We start from the raw sequence: 6,159 nt of genomic DNA on the forward strand, positions 1-6,159 counted from the left end.
CTGACACAGGGAATCGGAGAATCCTTTTTAGCCGAACGCATAGAAGATTGGGAAAACCAATTGCGCGAAGAAGGTTTGGACCTGGCTTACCTGCCTTCTCCGGGAATGGTGAAACTGCGCATCAGTTCCAGTACCGGCGACCAGGAACGGGTGAATTATTTCGGGTCTTTATTAAAGGAAATGATTCCGGCTTATGTATATGGTGAAGAGGAAGAGACTTTGGCGGAGGTTGTAGGGAAGCTTTTAGAGGAGCGAAAAGAAACTGTCGGAACGATTGAAAGCTGTACAGGAGGAGCTGTTATGGCGAAGCTGACAAGCATTTCCGGTTCGTCGGCTTATGTGCTTGGAGGTTTGATTACTTATAGTAATGAGTTGAAGACGAAATTGGCGCATGTGCAGGAAAGTACTTTGGAACGTTTCGGAGCTGTTTCGGAGGAGACGGTTTTTGAAATGGCTTCGGGTGGAAAAGTGGTTTTGGGAACAGACTGGGCGATCTCCGTTTCGGGAATTGCGGGACCGCTTGGCGGAAGTGAAGAAAAACCGGTTGGAACCGTTTGGATTGCAATTGACGGACCGGAGAGAAAAATTTCCAGAAAATTTCTTTTCGGGACGGACAGACACAGAACAGTCCAAATGACCGTGTTGACGGCTCTAAATTTGTTGCGCTGCGAAATTTTAGGAATAAATATTGAAAAAAAGAATGATTAATGTTGCTTAATTGTTGGAATTTGCTTTTCTTTGCACCCGCTTTTAGAATAAGGAAAAATAAAATACAATGTCACGAGTTTGTCAATTAACAGGAAAGTCGGTAATGGTAGGGAACAACGTTTCTCACTCAAACCGCAAAACAAAACGCAAGTTTTACCCGAACTTGTTAACTAAGAAGTTCTACGTACCAGAAGACGATATGTATGTTACATTAAAGATTTCTGCGTCTGCGTTGAGAACAATTAATAAGAAAGGGATTTCTGCGTGTTTGAAAGAAGCACGTGAAAAAGGTTTTTTAAAGTAAATCCGGATTCGGTCACAAAAGTGGTTCAATCATAAAGAATTAAGAAAATGGCTAAGAAAGCAAAAGGAAATAGAATCCAGGTTATTTTAGAGTGCACTGAGCACAAAGAATCTGGAATGGCGGGAACATCCCGTTACATTACGATGAAAAATCGTAAAAACACTCCTGATCGTTTGGAAATTAAAAAATTCAACCCGATCTTGAAGCGTTACACGGTTCATAAAGAGATTAAGTAAGCAATCCGCCACTGCGGATTGATTGATAATATTTAAAAAATTAAGTCATGGCTAAGAAAGTAGTAGCATCCCTACAAAAAGGTGGAGGAAAAGAGCATACGAAAGTAATCAAGATGGTTAAGTCTGAGAAATCAGGTTCTTTCGCATTCAAAGAAGAGATTGTACACAACGATAAAGTTAAAGAGTGGTTTACTAAAGCCTAATTCTTTAAAAGTTGTAAACGCGATATTGTTTTTAAACCTCGAATTATTTCGGGGTTTTTGTATTTTTGAACTATGGCATTATTTGGTTGGTTCTCCAAGGAGAATAAAGAAACACTCGATAAAGGACTTGAAAAAACAAAGGAAAGTTTTTTCGGTAAACTAACTCGTTCATTGGTTGGTAAATCCCGTGTAGATGATGAGGTTTTGGATGAGTTGGAAGAAATTCTGATCAGCTCCGATGTCGGTGTAAACACCACCTTGAAAATTATCGACCGGATCAACGAACGCGTTTCCAGAGACAAATACGTTGGAACGGATGAGTTGAACCGCGTTCTGAAAGAAGAAATTGCAAGTTTGTTATCTGAAAATGATACGGACGGGCCAACAGAATATCATATTCCGAACCACAATGGAAATCCGCATGTGATTATGGTTGTAGGGGTGAACGGAGTTGGAAAAACAACTTCGATCGGGAAATTGGCGAACCAGTTTAAAAAAGCAGGAAAAAAAGTAGTTCTAGGAGCTGCCGATACATTCCGTGCTGCAGCGGTTGATCAGTTGATTATCTGGTCTGAAAGAGTAGGAGTTCCGATCGTTCAGCAAGGAATGGGAGCAGATCCTGCTTCGGTTGCTTTTGATGCTTTAAGTTCTGCAAAGGCTCAGGGAGCTGACGTTGTGATTATCGACACTGCCGGACGTTTGCATAACAAGGTGAACCTGATGAACGAACTTTCCAAGATCAAGCGTGTGATGGAGAAGGTTGTTCCGGATGCACCGCATGAGATTTTATTGGTTTTGGATGGTTCGACCGGACAAAATGCCTTTGAACAGGCAAAACAATTCGCGCTCGCTACTTCATTGACCGGTTTGATCATCACAAAACTGGATGGTACGGCAAAAGGAGGAGTTGTGATCGGTATTTCGGACCAAATGAATATTCCTGTTCGATTTATAGGTGTCGGAGAAGGAATTGAAGACTTGCAGGTTTTCCATAAAGAAGAATTTGTTTCGTCGATTTTTGGAGAATAATTGAAATCCAGTCATTTAAATTCACTATTCACTAATTTTTGAGCCGGAAATATAATTAACAATCTATTTTAGTGTTACTTATATCACCATGGATTCAAACTCACTTAATAAAACCAATGCAATTATTTGTTATTGCACTTTGATAGGTTGGATTATTTCACTTGTCCAAGTTTCCTCAACTGAGGGGGAAGAGCGTAAATTTACGGCCTTTCATTTAAGACAAATGCTTATTCTGATGCTTGTTGGAGCAGCAGTAAGTATTGTCGATACCATCTTGTTTTTTATTCCATTCATTGGTGTGATCCTGATTAATGTGATCTCGATCGTACTCTTTTTGGTTTGGTTAATGCTCCTTATTTCAGCTATTCGGGGTGAAAAAAAATATGTTCCGTTTATAGGTCAGGCAGGCGAGAGTATGCTTGGAGATATGTTTGAATAGAATTAAACATTGTTGATAAGTCAATGTTAATATTTAAACTCTAAAAGTTTGTCAATCAGCTTTTTTTTACTATCATTGGTTCGCTAAAACTAGAATTGGGTGCTCTAAATCAGTTATTTCCATTTAAGGATTAAGGGCATTCGTTCAAATGATAAAACTGCTTTATGGAAACTAACGGAGTAAAACTACGTGCATTCGTCGCATGTTTGTTTTTCACGGTGCTCTCTTGTGGGGTATCGGGCCAAACAAATGGTGTAGTGCGGTGTTACACGGATGAAAATGATGCGATTCTGCATGCCAACCACCCGGAATTAGAATCAAGTGCTCAATTTGAACAATGGCTTCAGTCGGAACTCAGTACTCCTGTTGCCGGAAAAATTATCGGAGGAGTATACCAGATTCCGGTCGTTGTTCACGTGATTCATAACGGCGAAGCTGTTGGTTCTGGAACCAATGTCAGTTATGCCGCAATCCAATCACAGATTGACGTGTTGAATGAAGATTTTCGCCGCATGTTCGGAACAAACGGCTGGAATACAAACCCGGTTGGAGCAGATACTCAAATCGAATTTTGTTTGGCGAAAAGAAGACCGGACGGTTCTGCCTTTCCAAACGGAGAAAATGGTGTAAACCGGATCAACCGTTCTACAGCAAACTTCTCCACACCGCCTTATTCAACGACCTATATTGATGCAACCATCAAAACGTATACTTATAATAACGGAACTCCGACAGCTACAAGAGGCTGGTCTCCGGATAAATACATGAACATCTGGTTGTGTAACATCAGCGGGGGAATCCTGGGATATGCGCAGTTTCCTCAATCACCGCTTGGTGGAATGGGTTGCGGAACTCCTGCTGCTGCGACGGACGGAGTTGTTTTTCTCTATAATTCAATCGGGAAAAGTTCTGTTACGGGATATCCCGCACCCTACAACCAGGGAAGAACTGCAACGCATGAAATCGGCCACTGGCTTGGATTGCGTCATATTTGGGGAGATGGAAACTGTAGTGCAACGGATTACTGTAATGATACACCAACTGCCAATGCAGCGAATTATGGTTGTCCGACCGGGCAAAACTCCTGTACGGCAGCACCTGATCAGGGACCGGATATGATTGAGAATTACATGGATTACACGGATGATCTTTGTATGAGCGTGTTTACCAACGATCAGAAACAACGCATGAGGGCTGTGCTGGAAGGTTCACCGATGCGGGTTGCGTTAATCAATTCAGATGCCTGTACGCCTCCGAATCCGAGTGATGCTTCCGTGACGGATGTGTTTGCACCGATCGGTGATAATTGTGCAGGCGCAATCACTCCAAGTGTGCAATTGAGAAATCGCGGTTCGAATAACTTAACCGCTGCGACAATTTCCTATAAAATAGATAACGGAACTCCGGTTACTTTCAGCTGGACCGGGAATTTGAGCCCGAATGCTTCCGCAACAGTTAATTTACCTGCATTTACGGCTACACTGGGGACACATTCCTTCAGAGCTTATTCGACTTTGCCGAACGGAGTAGCAGATCCGTATGCGGTTTACGATACTTCGGGAATTGATTTTGTGGTTTCAAACGGAATCATGCCGAATTATACGCAGGATTTCGAAGGTCAGTCATTTCCGCCGGATGTTAAGTGGCGCATTGATAACGTAAATGCAGATTGTTTTAAATGGTCTCCGGCTTCAGGAGTTTCTTCAACAGGAACTTTCACGAATAATATGGCGCAGGTTCCGTGTTATGGAAATAGCTCTACATCGAATGAAGATTTGTATACTCCGGTATTTTTATTGCCGTGCAATGCAACTGCGGCAACTTTGAAATTCGATGTGGCATACCGAAAACGTGTTGCGGCTTCAAACGATCAGTTGATTGTTCAGATTTCTACGGATTGTGGTGTTACCTGGACGAATGTTTACAGTAAAACAGGAAATACAACTCCGTATTTGTATCAAAATGCAACGATTCTTGGTACGGAGTATTTCCCGACAGCAGCTTCCGACTGGCGAACAGAAACCATCAGTTTGATGTCGTATGTTGGTACAACTTCTAAAAATCTCCGGTTCCGTTTCAGAGGAGTTTCTGCAAACGGGAACAATATCTTTATTGATAACGTGAAGTTCGAAGGAACGACCCCCGGAGAGATTCAATTGACTTCCGCAGGACTTGAGGTTCTTGATGGCGGAGCTTACACGTTTGCCAATACGCAGGTCGGAGGATCGACAACTGCTACGTTTACGATCACGAATACCGGAACAACCAATTTGACCTTGACGAACCCGATTACGGTAACCGGAACAGGATTTTCCCTGGGGACAGGTTTCGGAACAACAACCGTGACTCCTGGTTCTACCACGACTTTAACGGTGGTTTTTTCGCCGAATGCTGCCGGAAACTTCACCGGGAACATTCAATTCGGAACGAACGATTGTGATGAGGGAACGTATAATTTTGTGCTGAATGGTTTTGGAATCGTGAGTCCTCCGGTGGCGGATTTTTCGGCATCACAAACAACTATTTGCCAGGGATCTTCCATTACTTTTACCAACCTGTCTACACTTTCAACTTCTTATGCATGGACTTTTACAGGAGGAACTCCTTCTACTTCCACGGCAACCAATCCAACAATAACATATAACACAGCCGGAACCTACGCGGTAACGCTTGTTGCAACGAATGCAAATGGTTCGGATACGGAAACAAAAACGGGGTACATCACCGTGATTTCATCTACAGCATCAGCTTTGCCATTGACGGAAGGGTTTGGAACAGCTACTTTCCCGCCAACGGGATGGAGTATTCAAAATGCCAATAATTCCACTACAACCTGGGCGCGTTCAGCGACTGTCGGATTGACTCCGACTGCCGGAAATTCGATGTGGTTTGATAATTACCAGTTCAATGATGCAGACGATGATGTCGTGAGAATAAAACCGTTGATCTTTACGGGGTATTCTTCTGCTCAAATGGTATTTGATGTGGCCTATGCACGATACAATAATGCAAGTACGGATGGTTTGGAAGTGTTGGTTTCTACAGATTGCGGGTTGACATTTACGAGTGTTTACTCCAAATCGGGAGCTACATTGGCTACTACTACGAATACCACAAGTGCTTTTGCTCCAACAACTGCCGCTCAGTGGAGATCGGAAACGGTGAATCTGACTCCTTATGTTGGCCAGGCGAATGTCATTATTGCTTTCCGAAATCTGTCTGCATACGGAAATAACATTT

At 42.7% G+C, this 6,159-nt stretch carries 7 protein-coding genes; all 7 read left to right on the forward strand.

Annotation, left to right across the window (positions count from 1 at the left end; genetic code table 11):
* On the forward strand, positions 1-708 hold a 708-nt coding region (locus Q1V93_RS03690), incomplete at its 5' end, for a nicotinamide-nucleotide amidohydrolase family protein (protein ID WP_300661607.1).
* A gap of 67 nt (positions 709-775) precedes the next feature.
* On the forward strand, positions 776-1,012 hold the full coding sequence (rpmB, locus tag Q1V93_RS03695) for a 50S ribosomal protein L28 (protein WP_124746359.1): 237 nt from the start codon (positions 776-778) through the stop codon (positions 1,010-1,012).
* Between the two features lie 47 nt (positions 1,013-1,059).
* Positions 1,060-1,248, forward strand: coding sequence for a 50S ribosomal protein L33 (gene rpmG, locus Q1V93_RS03700; protein ID WP_294677131.1), 189 nt, complete (start codon positions 1,060-1,062; stop codon positions 1,246-1,248).
* 47 nt (positions 1,249-1,295) lie between these two features.
* The gene (locus Q1V93_RS03705) at positions 1,296-1,451 is read left to right on the forward strand and encodes a DUF4295 domain-containing protein (protein WP_124746357.1); all 156 of its coding nucleotides are present in this window, start codon (positions 1,296-1,298) and stop codon (positions 1,449-1,451) included.
* 72 nt (positions 1,452-1,523) lie between these two features.
* On the forward strand, positions 1,524-2,480 hold the full coding sequence (gene ftsY, locus Q1V93_RS03710; protein ID WP_300661616.1) for a signal recognition particle-docking protein FtsY: 957 nt from the start codon (positions 1,524-1,526) through the stop codon (positions 2,478-2,480).
* A gap of 88 nt (positions 2,481-2,568) precedes the next feature.
* Positions 2,569-2,919 (forward strand): hypothetical protein, encoded by a 351-nt coding sequence (locus Q1V93_RS03715; RefSeq protein ID WP_300661619.1) that lies wholly within the window; start codon positions 2,569-2,571, stop codon positions 2,917-2,919.
* Between the two features lie 164 nt (positions 2,920-3,083).
* A partial coding sequence (locus Q1V93_RS03720) for a choice-of-anchor J domain-containing protein (RefSeq protein ID WP_300661622.1) occupies positions 3,084-6,159 on the forward strand: 3,076 nt, incomplete at its 3' end.

The sequence above is a fragment of the Fluviicola sp. genome (genome assembly GCF_030151805.1).
GTDB lineage: Bacteria > Bacteroidota > Bacteroidia > Flavobacteriales_D > Crocinitomicaceae > Fluviicola.